14 protein-coding genes are annotated in these 17,949 nt (G+C 47.1%); 8 read left to right on the top strand and 6 right to left on the bottom strand.

Annotated features, from left to right (window positions below; translation table 11 throughout):
• Positions 1-5 precede the first annotated feature (5 nt).
• Genes GWG06_RS22740 through GWG06_RS22725 form a run of 4 tightly spaced genes read right to left on the bottom strand, consistent with a single transcriptional unit; the run spans position 6 to position 2,215 of the window.
• Positions 6-332 carry a DUF4157 domain-containing protein gene (locus tag GWG06_RS22740; protein ID WP_160716217.1) on the bottom strand — a complete coding sequence of 109 codons (327 nt, stop codon included), beginning with the start codon at positions 330-332 and terminating at the stop codon, positions 6-8.
• Complete coding sequence (locus tag GWG06_RS22735; protein ID WP_160716215.1) at positions 320-1,264, bottom strand: DUF5777 family beta-barrel protein; 945 nt, start codon at positions 1,262-1,264, stop codon at positions 320-322. The genes GWG06_RS22740 and GWG06_RS22735 overlap by 13 nt, the downstream gene beginning before the upstream one ends.
• Positions 1,265-1,282: 18 nt before the next feature.
• Positions 1,283-1,831: a YceI family protein gene (locus GWG06_RS22730; protein ID WP_127039608.1), complete on the bottom strand. Its 549-nt coding sequence runs from the start codon at positions 1,829-1,831 to the stop codon at positions 1,283-1,285.
• An 18-nt stretch (positions 1,832-1,849) separates the two neighbouring features.
• The gene (locus GWG06_RS22725; protein ID WP_160716213.1) at positions 1,850-2,215 is read right to left on the bottom strand and encodes a hypothetical protein; all 366 of its coding nucleotides are present in this window, start codon (positions 2,213-2,215) and stop codon (positions 1,850-1,852) included.
• A 94-nt stretch (positions 2,216-2,309) separates the two neighbouring features.
• Between GWG06_RS22725 and GWG06_RS22720 the strand changes: the two genes are divergently transcribed.
• Complete coding sequence (locus GWG06_RS22720; RefSeq protein WP_160716211.1) at positions 2,310-3,584, top strand: UDP-N-acetylmuramoyl-tripeptide--D-alanyl-D-alanine ligase; 1,275 nt, start codon at positions 2,310-2,312, stop codon at positions 3,582-3,584.
• A 688-nt stretch (positions 3,585-4,272) separates the two neighbouring features.
• Here the strand turns inward: GWG06_RS22720 and mce are convergent.
• Positions 4,273-4,674 carry a methylmalonyl-CoA epimerase gene (gene mce / locus GWG06_RS22715; protein WP_127039599.1) on the bottom strand — a complete coding sequence of 134 codons (402 nt, stop codon included), beginning with the start codon at positions 4,672-4,674 and terminating at the stop codon, positions 4,273-4,275.
• A 112-nt stretch (positions 4,675-4,786) separates the two neighbouring features.
• On the opposite strand from mce, the gene GWG06_RS22710 reads away from it, so the two are divergent.
• From GWG06_RS22710 to GWG06_RS22680, 7 genes are all read left to right on the top strand, one after another.
• Complete coding sequence (locus GWG06_RS22710; protein ID WP_276529322.1) at positions 4,787-6,004, top strand: IscS subfamily cysteine desulfurase; 1,218 nt, start codon at positions 4,787-4,789, stop codon at positions 6,002-6,004.
• 63 nt (positions 6,005-6,067) lie between these two features.
• Positions 6,068-6,805, top strand: a complete 738-nt coding sequence (gene gldF / locus GWG06_RS22705) for a gliding motility-associated ABC transporter permease subunit GldF (RefSeq protein WP_127039596.1) — start codon at positions 6,068-6,070, stop codon at positions 6,803-6,805.
• A gap of 153 nt (positions 6,806-6,958) precedes the next feature.
• The gene (gene gldG, locus GWG06_RS22700; protein WP_127039593.1) at positions 6,959-8,665 is read left to right on the top strand and encodes a gliding motility-associated ABC transporter substrate-binding protein GldG; all 1,707 of its coding nucleotides are present in this window, start codon (positions 6,959-6,961) and stop codon (positions 8,663-8,665) included.
• A gap of 182 nt (positions 8,666-8,847) precedes the next feature.
• Positions 8,848-9,786 carry a TerC/Alx family metal homeostasis membrane protein gene (locus GWG06_RS22695; RefSeq protein WP_160716209.1) on the top strand — a complete coding sequence of 313 codons (939 nt, stop codon included), beginning with the start codon at positions 8,848-8,850 and terminating at the stop codon, positions 9,784-9,786.
• Between the two features lie 56 nt (positions 9,787-9,842).
• A complete protein-coding gene (locus GWG06_RS22690) occupies positions 9,843-12,353 on the top strand; it encodes a bifunctional UDP-N-acetylmuramoyl-tripeptide:D-alanyl-D-alanine ligase/alanine racemase (protein ID WP_127040622.1) in 2,511 nt (836 codons plus the stop codon).
• A 60-nt stretch (positions 12,354-12,413) separates the two neighbouring features.
• Positions 12,414-13,064 (top strand): lipoprotein signal peptidase, encoded by a 651-nt coding sequence (locus GWG06_RS22685; RefSeq protein WP_127040625.1) that lies wholly within the window; start codon positions 12,414-12,416, stop codon positions 13,062-13,064.
• 337 nt (positions 13,065-13,401) lie between these two features.
• Positions 13,402-16,266 carry a TonB-dependent receptor gene (locus GWG06_RS22680; RefSeq protein WP_160716207.1) on the top strand — a complete coding sequence of 955 codons (2,865 nt, stop codon included), beginning with the start codon at positions 13,402-13,404 and terminating at the stop codon, positions 16,264-16,266.
• 140 nt (positions 16,267-16,406) lie between these two features.
• On the opposite strand, the gene fumC is transcribed toward GWG06_RS22680, so the two are convergent.
• Positions 16,407-17,807 (bottom strand): class II fumarate hydratase, encoded by a 1,401-nt coding sequence (fumC, locus tag GWG06_RS22675; protein WP_127040631.1) that lies wholly within the window; start codon positions 17,805-17,807, stop codon positions 16,407-16,409.
• Positions 17,808-17,949 lie beyond the last annotated feature (142 nt).

Raw genomic sequence — 17,949 nt, 5'->3', positions numbered from 1 at the left:
ATTCTTTATAGAATTTCAATGCGGTTTAAAATATGCTGATCTTTTTCTGCCAGCCTTGCCGCCACTTCCAGACGATTGTTGTAATAGCCTCTGCGGGCGCTTTCCCAGAGATACCGGCACATAAAACCGGCGTAACCGTATTGCCGGTACTGCAGCAGGTGGCATGCCTCATGCCGCAGCCATGCTATATTGGACAGAAACTCCAGGCGGGACGCACCATATAAGTGGATGGTGCGCCCCAGTACCATGGCTATTCCCTTAACGCCCATCACCTTTGCCGCAATGCGGGCAAAGGGTGAATTAACACGTATATGGCATTTTATTTTTTCCAATCTTTTTTCCCGAATAACGTAAATCTACGGGAAATATTGAAACCCCAGCGGTATTGTCCCTGCAGCCAGGAGCTTACCGTTTCAGGAATAAACTGACTTTCCTGGATAGCGGTGGAGTTGGTAAAGTTGATACGGAATACATGGCCGCCGGTTTCTATCTCTATACCTGCGCCGAGCGGATTGTAAAATGTAATTCCCTGCGATTTGAAATAGTCCTTGCTTTCCTGCGACCGGAAAGGGAAGTAGTACTCCATTACGAAGCCTACTCTTTTCGAGATCTTCAGGCGGCCGGAAGCTCCCAGCGCAAACATATTGTTCATATCCTGGTAGCCTACACGGTTGCGGTGAACATAGGTAGGCGACAATGTCAGCGACAGCCGGTCGCCGAATTTTCTGGACACGATGGCCTGCGCCACATAACTGAGGCGATCTGCAGTAGTACCGAAATAAGTAGGTTCATGTTCATCATCAGCCGAAGTCATGCAGCTGATCGTTGCGTTGCCGAGCACGGCCAGCGATACCGGGATATAATTATCCGTTGTCTGCTGCAGCAACCGGTATTTTACGAGCGCATCTATCAGCTGCTGCTGTACGCCTCCGCCTTTGGAGCGGCCCAGGCCCACCATCAGCTGATCGGTGATGCCATATTCGAATGCAATGCGTATATCGGTGGAATTATCCGTTCCGAAAAAGGTTTTCGGACCGCCAAATTCTCCGGCAGCATCGCCAAAGCGGTGATCTATCCTGAAATCCAGCTCATGTTTACGGAGCATCTCGGTGGATTGTCCGAGTATAATGCGTGTTCCCTTATAGGTATACAGCACGCGTTTGTGTTTGGGACCGGTGGTATCGAACATCCGGGACAGATCGTCCTGCGCCGTACACCAGGCGCTGATGCTGCAGCATAGCAGCATGATAGCAATCATTTTCATGGGTTGATAATAATTCAGTTATTTGCTTACAGGCGTATACCCTGCATTTACCGTTACAGCAACTACTTCGGCAATGTTTTTCACAACAATCGTGGGAATCTGTATGCGATGATCTGCTACATGTACGTTGAATGTGGCGACAGCCCTGATATTGTTGCCCTGCACCGTAATGGTGCCTTTTTCCTGGTAGTTCTTTTCTACTCCGTGAATACTCAGTGTACCCGTTACCGTTACCGGGTAAGTTCCGTCTTTTGTGAGATCAGTTTCTTCTGTAATTTTCCCCTTGAATTCTGCATACGGGTACTTGTCGCTCTCCAGATAATTTTGGTTGAAATGTTCCTCCATCAGCTTTTTCCTGAATTTGAAGGAAGCTACAGGCACTTTAAAATAGATGGCCTTTGTCTTGATGTTAATGGCAGATACGCCCTTATCTGTTTTGGCTTCTATATCTTCCAGCGGAGCGGAAGAGAAGAAAGACAGATTTGCATTGCGGCAGGAAAAAATATCCTGCGATTCCGCCTGCAGGCATAGCAGCATACATCCCAGTAATAACAGCAGGTTCTTCATGATTGCGGGTTTAAAAGGTTATTTATCAGGCATTCCACGCGCCACCCAGCAGGCGAGAGAGTCTTTCATACCCTGTGACAGCGGGGGGAAGCGTTGCGGCGGCATATTGGCCTGCGGACCTGTTACCCGCAAGGCAAATACTGCCGGCTTGTTGTTAATAAACTGCTTCAGTTTCAGTACTGAAGAAAAATCCGGGATCGTGGATGCTCCTCCGCGATGGCATCCACGGCTGGTACAATTGGTGCGGATAGCAGCTGCCACATAGGAGCTGTCGATCTTTGCCTTGCTACAGTCAAGACCACCGCTGACGGGTGCTGGCGCCTGTTCATTCTTACAGGACGTTATCAGCGCAATGGCTGATACCAGAAGGGTTATTCGTTTCATAGATCCATTTTGCTGATATGTTTACGGGAGAAGGCTTGGATGGGTTGCTTTGGAATTTCCGGTTTTTTATACATTTGTATCAAACACACTTACCGTGAGTATAGAACAACTGTATAAGATTTACCGGCAAAACCCAGGCGTACAAACAGATACACGTAAACTGAGAACTAACGATATATTTTTCGCGTTGAAAGGTAATAATTTCAACGGCAATGAGTTCGCAGCGAAAGCGCTGGAAATGGGAGCCGCCTTCGCCGTGGTAGACGAAGCCGCCTATTTTACCCGGCCGGACAAAATGATGCTGGTAGACGATGCACTGGAAACCCTGCAGCAGCTGGCACTGGAACACCGGAAGCAGCTGAACATCCCCGTTCTTGCCATCACCGGTACTAACGGTAAAACCACTACGAAAGAATTAATTAATGCTGCATTATCTGCCGGCCTTAAAACATATGCCACCGAAGGCAACCTCAATAATCACATCGGCGTTCCCCTGACCATCCTCAGCATCCGCCCTGATGTGGAAATTGCCGTGATTGAGATGGGCGCCAACCACCAGCTGGAAATCGCCTCCTACTGTAAAATAGCCCTGCCTACGCACGGTATTATCACCAATATCGGAAAGGCTCACCTGGAAGGCTTCGGCGGTGAAGAAGGCGTTAAAAAAGCCAAAGGAGAACTCTATGATTTCCTGCGCGCCACCAACGGCACCGTATTCGTCTGCCATGATTACAACTACCTCGTGGAAATGAGCAAAGGCATTCCGCATATCATTACCTATGGCAACAAGGATGCGGACTATACCGGCACTCCCGCTGCCGACACCGCTTTCCTCGGCGTTCAGGTAAACGGCGAAGCCGGATTTATCCAGACACAACTCGTGGGCGCCTATAACTTCCCGAATGTAATGGCCGCCATAGCAGTAGCCAGCCACTTTAAAGTGCCTCCTGCAAAAGCCGCCGCCGCTATTGCCGCATATACACCTTCCAACAACCGCTCCCAGGTAATCAGGCAAGGCAGCAATACCATCATCATGGACGCCTACAATGCCAACCCCTCCAGTATGAAGGCTGCGATCGATAACTTCGCCGGCATCCAGGCTCCGAAGAAAGTACTCCTGCTCGGCGCTATGATGGAACTCGGCGCAGACAGCATCCGGGAACACGAAGCACTGGTAGCCATGCTGGAACGCACCCACTGGGACGCCGTTGTACTTGTTGGCGGCGACTTCAAAAAAATTACCCACCCATATATATATCTGGAAAATTCTGCCGAAGCCGGCAAATGGCTGCAACAACAGCAACTGCAGGATACTTATATACTTATTAAAGGATCCAGGAGTACGGGGATGGAAAAAGTACTCGCTTAAATAATTACGAATTACGAATTGCGAATTACGAATGTAGTAGCGAAGAACTAAACGAAGATGAAGGAGGATATTTTATAGTTATCACCTTTTAATCTTCGTTTAGCTCTTCGCTACTACATTCGTAATTCGCAATTCGTAATTATTTTCCTCATTATGCAATTAATCCTTCCTAATCCCGTTTTAATATAGTCCCACCTGACTACATTACATGACTTTCCCTTACCGAAGAAACGGAGAATTGAAAAACTGAGCCTTGAAGTACTGTGTAAAAGCGTACAAAAGTACCGGAGTATAAGTACTGCATTACCGGAAAGAAAACCCACTGGACAATGGAGCTGGCTAAAAAAAAAGACCTGCAAGCTAAAAAACCCGCAGGTGTTCATAACCTATGCCAACTTTAGAGTAATCGTGAAAGCTTAAAGTTTGTTAATGTGTAAAACTTAAGCCTTATAATATTTTGAGTATTGAATATTTCTTGATTGTTTAAAGTTCTTACTTAGAGATAACGTCCGGGAAAATAGTTTTGTTCAAAAAAAGAGAAAAAATTTTGGTTCGCTTTTTCATTCTTATCTGCTTTCCGGGGTCACTCATCTTTACCTACGTATAGAAGGATTCGTTTGGATTGCTAAAATGGAAAAAAAACTAAAAAAAATCTAATTATTTAAATTAGACATATATAAGCAATTCTCTACTTGACTTCCTGACAAATTTCGATCAAAACGCCGTTTGTATTTTTAGGGTGCAGGAAGCAAACCTGCTTGTTATCAGCCCCTTTTTTCGGTGTTTCCTGCAATAAAACAAATCCTTCCTGCTGTAGTCTTTTCATTTCTGCATAAATATCTGCTACCTCAAAGGCAATATGATGCATCCCTTCTCCCTTTTTCTCCAGGAACTTAGCAATGGCGCTGTCCGGGCCGGTAGCTTCCAGCAGTTCTATTTTAGTTTCTCCCTGCTGAAAGAAGGCAGTCTGTACCTGCTCGCTTTCCACCGCTTCCTGTTTATAGCACGGCGTATCCAGCAATTTTTCAAACAATGGAATGGAAACGGATAATGACTTTACCGCAATACCTATATGCTCTACTTTTAACATCTGAATTATTTTAATTGGTACAATAAAATGAGGTCATTTATGACCAGTTAAAAATAGAACTTATGTTGTAGATTTGGATTGTTTAGAGAATAATATAAACTTTAAAACAAATATGTTGAAGCTGCCTGTATATCTGGATAATAACGCTACTACTCCCTGCGATCCGCGGGTAGTGGCGGAAATGTTACCCTACTTTACAGAGATGTATGGTAATGCTGCCAGCCGCAGCCATCCTTTTGGCTGGACGGCAGAAGCAGCGGTGGACAATGCCCGCGAGCAGGTAGCCAGACTTATCGGGGCAGAACCAACGGAAATTATTTTTACCTCCGGCGCAACAGAAAGTGTCAACCTCGCCATCAAAGGCGTTTTTGAGATGTATGCCGGCAAGGGTAACCATATCATTACCGCAGCAACCGAACACAAGGCGGTACTGGATACCTGCAGACACCTGGAAAGAAACGGCGCCCGGGTAACCTGCATGCCGGTAGATAATACCGGACGGCCCGACCTCCAGGCGCTGGAAGCAGCCATCACACCGCAAACCATCCTGCTGGCCTTTATGTATGCCAACAATGAAACCGGTGTCATCAATCCGGTAGCAGAAATTGGTGCTATAGCCAAAAAGCACGGCGTAATTTTCCTGTCGGACGCTACACAGGCAGCCGGCAAAATACCGGTGAATGTGCAGACAGACGGCATAGACCTGCTTGCAGTCAGCGCCCATAAAATGTACGGTCCTAAAGGAGCCGGAGCTTTATACATCCGCCGGAAAAGCCCGCGGGTAAAGCTCATTGCCCAGATACACGGCGGCGGCCACGAACGCGGCAACCGCTCCGGTACCCTCAACGTTCCGGGAATCGTAGGGCTGGGTAAAGCCTGCGAGCTGGCCATGCAGGAAATGGATTCGGAAGCTCCCCGCCTGGAAGCCCTCCGCAACCGGCTGCAGGAAGGATTACTGCTACTGGATCAGGCTTACGTTAACGGCAATACGAAATACCGGCTGCCTCATGTACTGAATATTTCTTTCCGGTATATAGAAGGACAGACACTGCTGACAGGCTTCAGCAAAACCATTGCGCTCTCCTCCGGATCCGCCTGTACAGCGGCTTCCCTGGAACCCAGCTACGTACTGAAAGCCATGAATACGCCGGACGATCTTGCATATGCCTCTCTGCGCTTCGGTCTGGGCCGCTTTACCACCGATGAACAGATTGACTACACCATCCGCACCGTTACGGATACTGTCAACACTCTCCGGGCAGAAAGCCCGCTGTGGGAAATGTATAAAGACGGCACCTATCCTGAAAATGTCCTGAAGCCACACATATAACGGCTGATTTTCTTTTCCTATATATTTGTATCATTATGTATCCTAATCCTTACAAAACTGTCCATGCTTGCCATCTTTAAGAAAGAGATAAATCAATTTTTCAGCAGCGTAACAGGCTATGTGGCCATCATTCTTTTTTTACTTGCCAACGGCTTATTACTCTTCGTTTTTCCGGAAACCAGCCTGCTCGATACCGGCTACGCCAATCTGGATCCGCTTTTCGACCTGGCGCCACTGATCTACCTGCTGCTGATACCCGCCATTACGATGCGCAGCTTCGCAGATGAATTCAAATCCGGCACCATGGAACTGCTCAGCACCCGCCCCCTTAGCTGGTGGCAGGTAGTGACAGGAAAATTCCTGGGGAGCTTCCTGATTGTTGTCATCTCCCTGATACCTACCCTTGTTTATTATATTGCCATCAGGCAGTTAAGTGTAAACCCGCAGCAGCTCGACAATGGCGGCATTATCGGTTCCTACCTCGGATTGCTGCTGCTGGGCGCCGTGTTTACCGCCATCGGTATATGGGCCTCCTCATTAACGGCTAATGCTATGATATCCTTTCTCATAGCGGTTTTCACCAGCTTCATCTTCTACAACGGCTTTGATGCGCTCAGTAAAATACCTGCCTTCAGTGGCAGTGCAGACTTTTACCTGCAGATGGCCGGCATCAAATTTCACTATACCTCCATCAGCCGTGGTGTTATTGACAGCAGGGACATCATTTATTTTCTCAGTCTCATCGGCCTGATGCTATACCTTACCAAACTATCCCTCCAGAGAAAGCTCTGGCAAACCTGAAATTATTTGATTATTTGATTATTTGAGATTCGGTTATTGGTGCTATGAATGGTTTTCCGCTAATGCATACATCTCAGATAAAAATATAAATGCAGGCAACCGCTGCATTTCAAATCTCAAATAATAAAATAAAAAAATACTCAACGACTAACTATGGTGGCTACACGAAAGAAATATATACAAAGTGCGTTGCTGGTAATACTGGCGCTGGTAGGCGTTAATATAGCGGCGGCGTACCTGCATGGCAGATGGGACCTTACTGCTGAAAAAAGATATACCCTTACAGGAAATACACGGCAGCTGCTGCGTCATCTGGACAGTCCGGTGGATATTGAAGTATTCCTGAAAGGCGATTATCCTGCCAGTTTCCGGCAGCTGGCACAGTCTACCCGGGAGCTGCTGGAAGAATTCCGGGAATACGGTAAACAAAATATACGTTTCACCTTTGTCAATCCCGGCCAGGGGCTTTCTGACTCTGCCCGCATGAAATTTTTCGGAGAGCTGACGGCGCAGGGCATTATGCCTTTCAATATGAAAGTGCAGGAAGATGCCGGTGAAGGATTTGCCCAGAAACTGATTTTCCCCGGAGCGCTGGTGCATTACAAAGGAAAAACGATCGGTGTAAACCTCCTGAAAAATCAGGGAGGGCAGGATCCGATGCAAACCATGAACAATTCCGAAGCCTTGCTGGAATACCAGTTCACCAATGCTATCAGCAAGTTGCAGGAAGATAAAAAACCACTGATAGGATATATGCTGGGCAACGGCGAGTCGCTGGGTGCAGAAGTATACGATGCATTAAATACGCTGCAGACCAGCTTCGGGCTGGATACGCTTACTTTACAGACCACCTCTCATATTCCGGCAGATTTCGACATACTGCTGTTTGCGAAGCCGGCGGCCGCTTTCAGCGATCTTGATAAGCTGAAGATAGACCAGTATGTGATGAATGGCGGAAAGGTGCTGTGGTTTATTGATGAAACCAATGCTACACTGGACAGCCTGCAGCGGCATCCGGAGTACCTGGCATTTGACCGCGGCCTGAATCTGGAAGACCTGCTTTTCCGTTATGGCGTGCGTATCAACCAGGACCTGATGCAGGATATACAATGCGATATAGTGCCGCTGATTGTAGGTAACGTCGGTAACAGACCGCAGATACAACCCGTTCCGTTCCCGTATTTTCCGATGCTGACACCCACCGGCGCGCATCCCATTGTAAAAAATATGGATATGGTGCTGAGCAGGTTTGTCAGCTCGCTGGACACCGTTAAAGCGGAAGGCATCCGGAAAACCGTACTACTGACTACTTCCGGCAACAGCCGCACCGTACGCATACCAGCACAGATCAGCTGGGATATTGTAAAAACCAAACCCAATATGCGTGAATACCGGCTGAAAAACCTGCCTGCAGCGGTTTTGCTGGAAGGACAATTCAGTTCACTATTCCGCAACCGGCTGGACCAGGAAACTATGAATACGCTGCAACGCGCTTCGGGAAAGCCTTTCCGGGAAACCGGCACCGGCCCGAATAAAATGATTGTGGTAAGCGACGGCGACCTGATTGCGAACGCTGTTTCCCGCAAAGAAGGTCCGCTGCAGATGGGCATCAATGAATTCAATCCCGGCTATGCCTTTGCCAATAAGGAGTTTTTCCTCAACTGTCTTGAATACCTCAGCGGTAACGGCGGCATCATGGAAAGCCGTAATAAAGAACTGACGCTCCGCCTGCTTAACGGAGAAAAGATAAAACAGGAAAAAACCAAATGGCAGATCATCTGCTTCATTGTACCCATCGGTATGGTGCTGCTTTTTGCCATGGTATTCCAGTTTGTACGCCAACGCAGGTACAGCGAATAAAATGATTCATTTACGGATTTTTTGATTTCGTGATTTACGAATTTTAAAATGCAGCGGAGATTATAATTTATTCATATATCAAATAACAATCTCCGCTGCATTTTAAAATTCGTAAATCACGAAATCAAAAAATCCGTAAATTCCTTTTACATATCTTTGCTGCTCATAAAAAAAACAGTCACATGACACCCATTCAGTGGACGTATCTCATTTTCGGCATAGTGATCGTCCTGGCCTTAATCTTCGATCTTGGATTATTCAGTAAGAAAGGTCAAAAAACATCTCTAAAAACAGCCTTCTGGCAGAGTATATTCTGGATCGGGCTATCCGTTCTGTTCTTCGGGTTCATGTGGTTTGAGGATGGTGCCAATACAGCTGTCAGCTTTATGAGTGCTTATCTTATGGAGAAGTCATTATCCATGGATAATATTTTTGTGTTCATTCTCATATTCAGTTTTTTCAAGGTAAAGGAAGAGAATTATTCCCGCGTGCTGCTGATAGGTATTCTGATGGCGCTTATATTCAGAGCCATTTTCATCAGTGTGGGCGTGGTGCTGATTAACAAGTTCCACTGGATACTTTATATTTTCGGGCTTTTCCTGTTATATACCGGTATAAAGATGTTTAAAGCGAATCCGGAAGATGAATTCAAACCGGAGGAGAATATGGCTTACCGTTTTATGTACAGGTATATGCGGGTGACAACGGAAGAGCCTAAAGGAAGATTTACTATCAGGAGAAATAATAAGGTATATCTTACAACGTTATCTGTAGTAGTAGTCATGCTGGCCGTAACCGATATTATTTTCGCGCTGGACTCCATACCGGCGGTATTTGCCATATCGCAGCAACCGGTGGTGATATATACCTCCAACATCTTTGCAGTACTGGGCTTACGTTCCCTGTTCTTCCTGCTGAGAGGCGCCGTGGATAAATTTGATTATCTGCCGCAGGGTATTGCCGTCGTACTTATATTCATAGGCTTAAAAATGCTGGCAGATTATTTTATACATATACCAGTATATGTGTCTTTAATTGTAATAGTATTATGCCTTGGAGGTTCCATTCTTTATTCCCTCTATCATCAGAAAAAAGGATTGCCGGAAGGTGAAGTAAAGTAAAAAGCAGCTCCAGATTAATTTTGTAGCTGCTAAGTGATTATTCAAACCTGATTAAAGTGTATAACGCAGCAAGCATCAACAAAACTCTCAAAGGGGAATTGTTGCAAGAGACAGGATTTTCTGAAATTGACCATCTCTTATTGGACAGCCGGAAGCTGAGCTTCCCGGAAACATCACTGTTCATACCATTGGTAAGCCCACGGCGCAACGCGCATCAGTACATTGATGAATTGTACCGCAAAGGCGTCAGCAACTTTATTGTGAGCGAGCCTGTGCCACTGGAAAAATATCCTAAAGCAAATTTCATACTGGTAAAAGATACGCTGCATGCGCTGCACACGCTGGTGGCATCGCACCGGCAGCAGTTTCATATTCCGGTGATTGGTATTACCGGCAGTAACGGAAAAACCATTGTAAAAGAGTGGTTATACCAGCTGCTGGAAAAAGATTACAACATTGTGCGCAGCCCCAAGAGCTACAACTCTCAGATAGGCGTGCCCTTGTCTGTATGGCAGATGAAACCGGAACACCAGCTGGCAATTTTTGAAGCCGGTATTTCACAACCTGGTGAAATGGTGAACCTGGAAAAGATCATCCGTCCTACTATCGGCATCTTTACCAATATCGGAGAAGCACACAGCGAAGGTTTTTTGAATATCAGGCAGAAGATTAATGAGAAGCTGGTATTATTTGCGAAAAGCGATATTCTGATTTACTGCAAGGATTATCTTGCGCTGAACGAATGTGTATTATCTTTCCACAACCAGGTAGGGAAGAAGGATAACCAGGAAGGCGGCGGCGGGCCGGAGCTTTTCTCCTGGTCCCGGAAAACGGATGCCGACCTGCGTATCGTCAGCACAGAAAAGCATGATCATCATACCCGCATTGAAGCCCTGTATAAACAGGAGACGCTGCACATCACGATCCCCTTTGTGGATGAGGGTTCCATTGAAAACGCCATTCACTGCTGGGCGCTGATGCTGCATCTGGGTAAGGAACAGGAGGTGATTCAGCAACGTATGGATCTGCTCAGCAACATTGCCATGCGCCTGGAACTGAAGCAGGGTATCAACAACTGCTCCGTTATCAATGACAGCTATAACCTGGATTTAGGCTCGCTGACCATTGCACTGGACTTCCTGCAGCAACAGCAGCAGCATGCTACCCGTACTGTTATACTCAGCGATATATTGCAGAGCGGTAAAAGCGATGCCACCCTGTACGAGGAAGTGGCAGACCTGCTGCAGAAGAAAGGTATCAACAAACTGATTGCCATTGGTAAAAACATCACCCGCGAAAAGAAAAGTTTTCAGCAGGTAGAAGGGTTGAAAACACAGTTTTTCAATACCACCGATGAATACATACAGCAGTTCAATGCAGATGATTTTGAGAACGAAACTATACTGGTAAAGGGTTCCCGCATATTTCAGTTTGAACGGATCGGTAAGGTGCTGGAGCAGAAAGCGCACCAGACGATCCTGGAAATTAACCTCACCGCACTGGCCAGCAATGTAAAGCTGTATCAGTCCATGCTGAAGCCTGATACCCGGCTGATGGCGATGGTGAAGGCCTTCTCCTATGGCAGCGGCAGCTTTGAGATAGCTAACCTGCTGCAGTTTCACGGGGTGGATTACCTCGCGGTAGCCTACGCCGACGAAGGAGTGGAACTGAGAAGGGCGGGTATTACCATGCCTATCATGGTGATGAACCCGGAGCCGGCCAGTTTCGACGCTATCCTGCACTGGAACCTGGAACCGGAGATATATGCCATGCATATACTGCTGCAGTTTATGGAAGAAGTAAGTGCGGCGGGCAAAACGGAATTCCCGGTACATATTAAGCTGGATACCGGTATGCACAGGCTGGGTTTTGTAAAAAGCGATATTCCGGCATTGTCGCAGGCACTCACTGCGGCCCCGTTGCTGAAGGTACAGTCTATCTTCAGTCATCTTGCCGCCAGTGAAGATCCTTCCAAAGATGCGCTGACACAGCAACAGGGGCGTCTTTTCTATGAAATGAGCCATGAACTGCAGAAGGCGCTGGGATACACGGTGATCCGGCATATTGCCAACAGTGCGGCTATTACGCGGTACCCCGACCTGCACCTGGATATGGTGCGGCTGGGCATCGGTATGTATGGAATAGACAGTAGCAATGGTATTCAGGAGCAGCTGCGAAATGTAAGCACCCTGAAAACAACCATCGCACAGCTGAAATACCTGCAACCCGGCGATACCGTGGGATACGGCGCCAGGTGGGAAGCGCATGCGCCTTCCGTTACCGCTACCGTGCGGATCGGGTATGCAGACGGCTATCCGCGCAGGCTGGGCTTGGGCAAGGGCAAGATGCTGATCCGAGGCAAGCTGGCGCCGGTAATAGGCGTGGTGGCCATGGATATGATTATGCTGGATGTAACCCATATTCCCGATGTCATGGAAGGTGATGAAGTGATTGTATTCGGCCAGGACCTTGCCGTACAGCAGGTGGCACAATGGGCGGAGACTATTCCCTACGAAATATTAACAGGAATTTCACAGCGGGTAAAACGGGTATATTTTCAGGAATAATGATATTGCAGGTTCCGACTTTGAAATAATCTGTTATTTTTGATAAAATTTTAATATCAATTGAAATATCGTCACGTAGTACTTATCGTTATCCTTATCCTGGTAATTGACCAGGCGCTGAAGTTCTGGATCAAGACCCATATGTTCATGCAGCAGGAGTTCATCATTTTCCCCAACTGGTTCCGTATTCATTTCATTGAAAACGAGGGTATGGCCTATGGGCTTAAATTTGGTGGCGACTTTGGCAAGATATTACTGACCACTTTCCGCCTGGTGGCGGTAGTGGTGGGCTTTTTCTATATGAAAAAACTGGTGCGCGAAAAGTACAGTAACGGACTGCTGATCTGCGGTTCGCTGATACTGGCTGGCGCTGCCGGTAACCTGATAGACAGTATGTTCTATGGTATTATCTTCAATGACAGCATAGGATATGAGGTAGCCAAATTCCTGCCTGCCGGCGGCGGTTATGGCAGTTTCCTGCACGGCCGCGTGGTAGATATGCTGTACTTCCCCATCTATGAAGGCTATCTGCCCAAGTGGGTGCCCTTCAAAGGCGGCGATTATTTCGTGTTCTTCCGCCCGGTATTCAATATAGCCGATGCTGCTATTTCTACCGGTGTTATTGCTATTCTCCTTTTTCAGAAGCGCTTTTTCGGCAGGCACCTGGAAGTGAAGGAAGTAAAAGAAGTAAAGGCAGACCAGGCCGTATAACAACGATATTCTATATATTATGCAGTCCCCCGGTAATCATCTTACCGGGGGATTTTTTTTGTAATAGCCGTATTTCCGCGTCCATATTGCCTTTCCCACTGCAGTTACTGTTTTCTTTCCCCTGTCATTATCAACCTATTATCTTTTTTTCTTCTTTTTCCTTTGAAATGAAAAATACCCGTTTTATATTTGTCTACTAATTCTATAGACTATATGGCTTTTAAATTTACAGATGATATAACTGTTGCTAAACGATGTTGAGTCACAACACCGGCTTTCCGCACCCCATCAGGCGATCATTTTTTCTTTCCAGAATCTATAATTCTATAACATCATCATGCAAAAGTTCTTACCTATACTGGCTAAATACGTATGGCTCATACTGTTCTTTAGTCCGGTAGTAGTACAGGCACAACTTAATGGCTCCTATGTCATTGAGGGTAAAATTACCGACGACCGCGGCATTGGCCTGCCCGGCGCTTCCATCCAGATCAAAAACACTTCCTTTGGCGCGCAGACAGATACCAGCGGCCACTTTCAGGTGACTACCAACAGCAAATTCCCACTGAAACTGATAGTGAGGCTTATCGGCTATCAGCCACAGGAATTTGAAGTAAAAAACAGTAACAGCAAACTGGCCATCCAGCTTTTTACCCAGTCCCTCCTGGTAAATGAAGTGGTAGTATCCGCTTCCCGGCAGCAGGAGAAGCTGCTGCGGTCACCCGTAGCCATAGAAAAGCTGGATATCAGGGCACTGAAAGAAACGCCTTCTTCTACCTTCTATGATGCATTAGGTAACCTCAAAGGCGTTCAGATGACCACTGCCGGCCTGACCTTCAAGGTATTCAACACCCGCGGATTTAACGTACCCAATAACTTCCGTTTCATGCAGCTGGTAGATGGTGTAGACAATCAGGCAGCTACCCTGGGTGTACCGCTGGGTAACGCCATCGGACCTACGGAGTTGGATATCCTCAGCGTGGAAGTAACACCGGGCGCCTCCTCTGCATTATATGGTATGAACGCCATCAACGGCATGTCCAACCTCATCACCAAAAACCCTTTCCAGTACCAGGGTGTAAGCGTTTATCAGAAAATAGCATTCAACCATTTCGATGGCAGCGGCAGCAGTCCGAAGCCTATAACGGAAACGGCTGTACGCTACGCACAGGCATACTCCAAATGGTTCGCCTGGAAAATAAATGCCAGCTACATGCAGGGTACTGACTGGTATGCAGACAGTCATGATGACTTCACCCCGCAAAGCAAGATCAATCCTGACTTTCCGCAGCTCAGCGGCGAAAACAACATTGCCAACGACCGTTGGAATAAATATGCAGACCAGGGCAATATCGCCATCACTGATAAGGACGGACGCGCGTATACCGTGCATCGCACCGGCTACTGGGAAAAAGATCTTGTAGGAGATTATACCGTGAGAAATACCAAGATCGACAACTCCTTTAACTTCCGTATCAGGGATAAGATCGAGATCTCCCTGTCCAACCGCTATGGTAAGATGGACGGCTTCTTTCAGCGTGGTAACCGCATTGGTCTGAAAGGTGTAACCGTATCCAATCATAAACTTGAAATCACCCATCCTGATTTCACGGTACGCTCTTACGTATCCATTGAAAATACCGGCGACTCCTATAACATGAATCCGCTGGCAGACAACCTGGAGAAATCTTTCAAGTCAGATAAAGCCTGGCAGAAAGATTATACTACCGGGCTGAATAATGCACTCACCGCCGGCAAGGATCTGGTAGCCGCACATCAGGCTGCCCGCACCTTTGCGGATGCCGGCAGATGGACGCCCGGCACGCCTGAATTTGAAGCGCAACGCGAAAAAATAAAAGGCATCAATGACTGGGATATTTACCCTACCTCCAAAAACCCGGACAACACCTCCGGTGGCGCTGCCCTGCTGCAGAAGAGCCGTTTCTATCATACAGAAGGTACCTGGAACCTGCGTAAATACATCCATTTTGCAGATGTACTCGTAGGCGCAGATTACCGCACCTATGAAATCATTCCGGATGGCAACAACTTTGTGGATTTCTCCCTGCCGCTGGACAAACGTAATCAATCAGGTGGAAAGCACATCTGGTACGGCAAAGCAGGTGGCTTTGCGCAAATCAGCAAAGCATTTTTCAACGATGCGCTGAAGCTCACCGGCTCGCTGCGTTATGATAAAAACGAACAGTTTGCCGGTAAAATAAATCCGCGTATAGCCGTTGTATATAGTATCAAGGACAAGCACAATTTCCGGGTTTCCTGGCAGAATGGATTCCGCTTCCCGTCACTGTTTGAGGCATACTCCTTTGTTAACAACGGACAGGTAAGGCGTGTAGGCGGACTGGCATTCATAGAAGATGGGCTGGGTTATTTCAAAAACTCCTATCTCACTTCTTCCGTTGATGCCTTTAACGTTGCCGTAAACAAAACCATCAACGCGGAGCATATCAGCAAGGAAGCCGCTGCAGCCAAAAATGCCGGCGTACTGAAAGCTGCCAACCTGGACCCCATAGTACCGGAACAAATTACCTCTTTCGAAGCAGGCTATAAAGCCGTACTACTGCAAAACAGACTCTTCATTGACGTGGATGGCTACTTCAGCTCGTACAAGCATTTCATTGGTCAGATTGAAACTGTGGTTCCGCAAACCGGTAACATCAGCAACCCCGATCAGGCTGTGCTGAATCAGATGCTGGACAAGTCTTTGCAGAACAGGTACCGCGTGTGGACCAACAGTAAATCTACCGTGAACAATTATGGTTTTGCCCTCGCTGTCACCTACGATATTTACAAAACATTCACCGTGAGCGGTAATGCCAACTTCAACAAACTGGCACAGGACAAAACAAAGGACGATGCGCTGATTCCGGGTTTCAACACTCCGGAATGGTTCACCAACGTGAGCATAGGTAACCGTAACGTATACAAGAACATTGGCTTCAACGTAGTATGGCACTGGCAGGATACCTTCTACTGGCAGAACCTCTTCGGCAACGGCGATGTACCAGCCTACAGCACTGTAGATGCACAGGTTACCTACCGCGTTCCGAAGATCAGTACCTCCTTTAAACTGGGAGCATCCAATCTGTTCAACACCGCTTACTTCCAGTATGTAGGCGGCCCTACCATACGCGGGTTGTACTACTTTACGATCACGTATGACAATGTGTTTAAGAAAAAATAATTACGAATTACAAATTGCGAATTGCGAATGTAGCGCGAAGATAAAAGCGAAGACCAGAGCATTTACATTGAGTAAGCTCTGGTCTTCGCTTTTATCTTCGCGCTACATTCGCAATTCGCAATTCGTAATTCGTAATTAAACTACTTAATCTCTCCCACCATATTACCCGGCACTACCCATTCGTCAAATTCAGCCGGGGTTACGTAACCCAGTTTCACTGCCATTTCTTTGAGGGTGGTACCTTCTTTATGCGCTTTCTGGGCTATTTCGGCAGCTTTATAGTAACCGATTTTAGTGTTCAGCGCGGTAACCAGCATGAGGGAGTTATCTACGTGCTTTTTGATATTAGCTTCAATAGGCTCGATACCTTCTGCGCATTTATCATTGAAGCTCACACAGCCTTCGCCGATGAGGCGGGCAGAGTGGAGGAAGTTGAAGATCATTACAGGCTTGAACACGTTCAGTTCGAAGTGTCCGTTAGCGCCGCCTATGCTGATGGCTACGTCGTTGCCCATTACCTGTGCAGCTATCATCGTGAGGGCTTCGCACTGGGTAGGGTTCACTTTACCCGGCATGATGGAAGAACCAGGTTCGTTGTCCGGGATGTGGATTTCGCCGATACCTGCACGTGGGCCGGAGCTGAGCATACGCACATCATTTGCTATCTTCATCAGGCTTACGGCTACTGTTTTCAATGCGCCATGTGCTTCCACGATAGCGTCGTGAGCTGCCAGTGCTTCAAACTTGTTGGGAGCAGTCACGAAAGGCAGACCGGTTAAAGCAGCGATATTTTTGGCTACGTTTTCGGAATAACCTTTAGGGGTGTTGATGCCTGTACCTACGGCAGTACCGCCCAGCGCCAGTTCGCTCAGGTGCGGCAGGGAGTTGTTGATAGCTCTCAGACCATGATCCAGCTGCGCTACATAACCGCTGATTTCCTGACCCAGGGTAAGCGGGGTAGCGTCCATAAAGTGCGTACGGCCAATTTTCACCACATGCATGAACGCTTTGGCTTTTGCTGCCAGCGTGTCGCGGAGCTTCTTAATGCCCGGAATAGTGGTTTCCAGGAGCATTTTATATGCCGCAATGTGCATAGCGGTAGGGAAAGTGTCGTTGGAAGACTGTGATTTATTCACGTCATCGTTCGGGTGAACGAATTTATCTTTATCAGTGAGCTGGCCGCCGTGCAGTACGTGTGCACGATATGCCACCACTTCGTTAACATTCATATTGGATTGGGTGCCGGAACCGGTCTGCCATACCACCAGCGGAAACTGGTCATCCAGCTTACCTTCCAGGATCTCATCGCACACCCGGCCTATCAGGTTGCTTTTCTCTTCAGGCAGTACACCTGCTTCCAGGTTGGTGAGGGCAGCTGCTTTCTTCAGGTAGGCAAATGCCTTGATAATCTCTTTAGGCATCCTGTTGATATCCTGAGCTATCTTGAAATTTTCAATGGAACGCTGGGTTTGAGCGCCATAATAAGCATTCACAGGCACTTTTACTTCGCCCATTGTGTCTTTCTCTATTCTAAATTCCATAGCTTAACTTTTAAGTTGCCACAAAGATAAGGTCATTTGAGATTTTATTATTTGAGATTTGGTCATTTAAAATGCAGCGAAGACATAAGCAAAAATCCTTATAGATCATCACTTATATCTTCGCTGCATTTCAAATGACCAA

This window comes from Chitinophaga solisilvae, assembly GCF_009928525.1.
Classification (GTDB): domain Bacteria; phylum Bacteroidota; class Bacteroidia; order Chitinophagales; family Chitinophagaceae; genus Chitinophaga; species Chitinophaga solisilvae.
This window is presented reverse-complemented; position numbering and strand designations above follow the sequence as displayed.

What these genes read in the sequence shown, in the direction of transcription:
- gldF (WP_127039596.1), top strand. Translation starts at nt 6,068, where the DNA reads ATGCTTGCCATCTTTAAGAAAGAGATAAATCAATTTTTCAGCAGCGTA.
- GWG06_RS22735 (WP_160716215.1), bottom strand. Translation starts at nt 1,264, where the DNA reads ATGAAAATGATTGCTATCATGCTGCTATGCTGCAGCATCAGCGCCTGG.
- GWG06_RS22730 (WP_127039608.1), bottom strand. Translation starts at nt 1,831, where the DNA reads ATGAAGAACCTGCTGTTATTACTGGGATGTATGCTGCTATGCCTGCAG.
- GWG06_RS22725 (WP_160716213.1), bottom strand. Translation starts at nt 2,215, where the DNA reads ATGAAACGAATAACCCTTCTGGTATCAGCCATTGCGCTGATAACGTCC.
- mce (WP_127039599.1), bottom strand. Translation starts at nt 4,674, where the DNA reads ATGTTAAAAGTAGAGCATATAGGTATTGCGGTAAAGTCATTATCCGTT.
- gldG (WP_127039593.1), top strand. Translation starts at nt 6,959, where the DNA reads ATGGTGGCTACACGAAAGAAATATATACAAAGTGCGTTGCTGGTAATA.
- GWG06_RS22695 (WP_160716209.1), top strand. Translation starts at nt 8,848, where the DNA reads ATGACACCCATTCAGTGGACGTATCTCATTTTCGGCATAGTGATCGTC.
- fumC (WP_127040631.1), bottom strand. Translation starts at nt 17,807, where the DNA reads ATGGAATTTAGAATAGAGAAAGACACAATGGGCGAAGTAAAAGTGCCT.
- GWG06_RS22710 (WP_276529322.1), top strand. Translation starts at nt 4,787, where the DNA reads ATGTTGAAGCTGCCTGTATATCTGGATAATAACGCTACTACTCCCTGC.
- GWG06_RS22680 (WP_160716207.1), top strand. Translation starts at nt 13,402, where the DNA reads ATGCAAAAGTTCTTACCTATACTGGCTAAATACGTATGGCTCATACTG.